The sequence below is a fragment of the Syntrophorhabdus sp. genome, assembly GCA_012719415.1.
Taxonomy (GTDB): domain Bacteria; phylum Desulfobacterota; class Syntrophorhabdia; order Syntrophorhabdales; family Syntrophorhabdaceae; genus Delta-02.
The window spans coordinates 1-2,257 of sequence record JAAYAK010000281.1 but is presented as its reverse complement, the minus strand read 5'-3'; the positions used below and the strand labels follow the sequence as shown (position 1 = coordinate 2,257).

General features: G+C 59.2%; 2 protein-coding genes. One reads left to right on the top strand and one right to left on the bottom strand.

All coding sequences use genetic code 11. The features are described from left to right. Nucleotides 1-1,778 (bottom strand): S8 family serine peptidase (locus GXX82_16390; protein ID NLT24623.1); only part of this gene is annotated, 1,778 nt, incomplete at its 3' end. Nucleotides 1,779-1,859: 81 nt separating this feature from the next. Between GXX82_16390 and GXX82_16385 the strand changes: the two genes are divergently transcribed. Beyond that, complete coding sequence (locus GXX82_16385) at nucleotides 1,860-2,234, top strand: hypothetical protein (protein NLT24622.1); 375 nt, start codon at nucleotides 1,860-1,862, stop codon at nucleotides 2,232-2,234. The last annotated feature ends 23 nt before the right edge of the window (nucleotides 2,235-2,257 follow it).

Genomic DNA, 2,257 nt, shown 5'->3' with positions numbered 1-2,257 from the left:
CTCGCCAACTTCACGCTTCCGTTCACGTTGAACTCTCCGGCCGAGACCTCAACCTTCTCGCTCACTTCCATGTCCAGTCCGGCGGGGTTCAAGAGAGTCACACCGGCATTGAGCAGGGTTATCGACCTCGCTTTTATGTTCTCCGTCTGCGTGGTGGTGCCGCTGCCGCTCATCACCACCTTTCCCATGAGAAAGGTGATTTTGTAGCTGTTCCATGTGGCGACGTTGTCGTCCACCACGTCGCCCATTGTGATGGTCCATTTCCCGCTGGTGTTCGCTGTCCCGCCCAGGGGATCTTCTCCCCAGAAGGCATTGGTGAGGAAGGTCCAGTTGAAATTGGTGACGCTTGCGGTATCCTGTTTGTCGGCCGCGAGGTCTTTGGTGGAGTTGAACAACCGGCCTGTCGTCGCGTACGGAGAGGTGATGGTGGCCGTGAGATTGCCGCGGTTTGTGTGCGTGAAGTTGAGGTCGACCTCCACGCCCTCCAGGGGTTGTCTCTGCGAAGAAGTGGAGGAGAACGCGGCTGTCGTCAGAGTGAACTCCTTGCTCGTGCCCTTGTTGGCTCCGCCGTCGAAGAACCCTATCTTCTCGTTGACGTTCGTTATGCCTGTCGTGCAGGAGGTCTGGTTTGTCACGTAGAGGACGTTCTTCACCGCTTCGACGAACGTGCCCGCGTTTATGAGGCCGAAACCGTAGTTCGGGTTGAACCAGGTGCCCGCCCCGTTCTTCACCCAGCCGCCCGTCGCGCTCGCGTCAGACGAGTCTATTTTGGTGCTCGTCCGCACAAGCACGTGCTTGGCCATGCGGACATCCATCAGCTTGTTTGCCTCCATGCCGAGGGCCAGGATGCCGGACACAAGCGGGGCGGAGGAAGACGTGCCTCCGAAGGTGCTCGTGTAGGCGGTATCGGGAAAGAGGTCCGACTTGTCGCCATGCGTGTTCTCGGTGGAGTAGCGGTTATAGCCCAGATCCGTGCCAGTCCTGTCGGTGGTCGTGATCCCGAAACCATCGTCGGTGCTCGACGGCGCGGTGACGAAGACGTTGGAGCCGTAGTTGCTGTAATCGGAGAATTTCCCGTCGCTGCCCAGGGCGGCCACGGCGATGACGTTGCTGTTGGTAAGGACACTGTCTTTCCCGGTGTCTTCATTGGCCTTGCCCCGTTCATTTCCTGCCGCCCAGACGTGGATGATGCCGTTCGCCGTGGTCCGGTTCAGCGCGGCTGTGATGTCTGACCCATGGAGGTCGTCGGTCACGTGAAACGGTGTCGTCTGGCCGTAACTGTGGTTCATTATGTTGATCTGAGGTTTTGCCGTGATCTTCCCCGTGAGGGGATCGACACCGCTCTTCCAGTAATAGGCCTGCACGTACAGCGCCCTCTTTGCCGTGTTGTCGGCTTCCTCCGCCGTGTACATGTTCAATCCGGCGATGGACGCGTACGGGGCGGCGCCCGTGCCTCCTATGCCGTTTCCTCCCCGTGCCGCCGCCACGCCCGCGACGGACTGTCCGTGGTTATCATCGGCGTCGATGGGCCCCTGGGCCTGATTCGCGATCGTGGCGTTGGAGCTGAAGTTGCGGCTGAGATCAGCCCTGTAGTTGGGTTTTATGTCCTCGTGGCTTCCTTCAACGCCATTATCCACGATCCCGATGACGATCCCCTGGCCGGTGTACCCGGCCTGCCACGCGGCCTGAAGCCCGGCATCGAGGGAGGCGTTCTTCATCAGCGTACTGGCACCGCCGGGGGCGGTGTAATAGACGCCTGCCGAGGGCGCGGTGTTCACAAGATGCCACTGTCCCGGGAACCCCGGTCTTGCTGCAGCACTGTAAAAGAAATAGGGGTCATTGGGGTAGAACGCGGCAGCGTGACAGAGATCGGCGGTTGGAACAAGCGCGATGAGGCAGAGAAGGATGAACGCCTTCACAACGTTGGTTACGCCCGGCAGAACCCGGCAGCGGCTTGTTCGCATGTCGTATTAGTAGCAGAACAGGACGGAGGATTCAAGATAATGCAGTGTGTTTTCGCTTTTGAGAAGCGGCCTGATCGTGGAGTTCTCGACGATCAGGCCGGGTTTGTGCAGTTGAAAAAGGAAATCCGCTTCCAGCCGTTATCTGTGACCTTTGAACCTGAGGAAACTGGCGCATGTGGAGTTGGACCGGCTGGCGGCGTCACACCCGCACTGTATCCGGGTGTATTCTTTGCAACTCGTGTATCCCCTGGAGTTGCGCACACCATTTGACCTGATCAGGCTGCAGGCGTGAT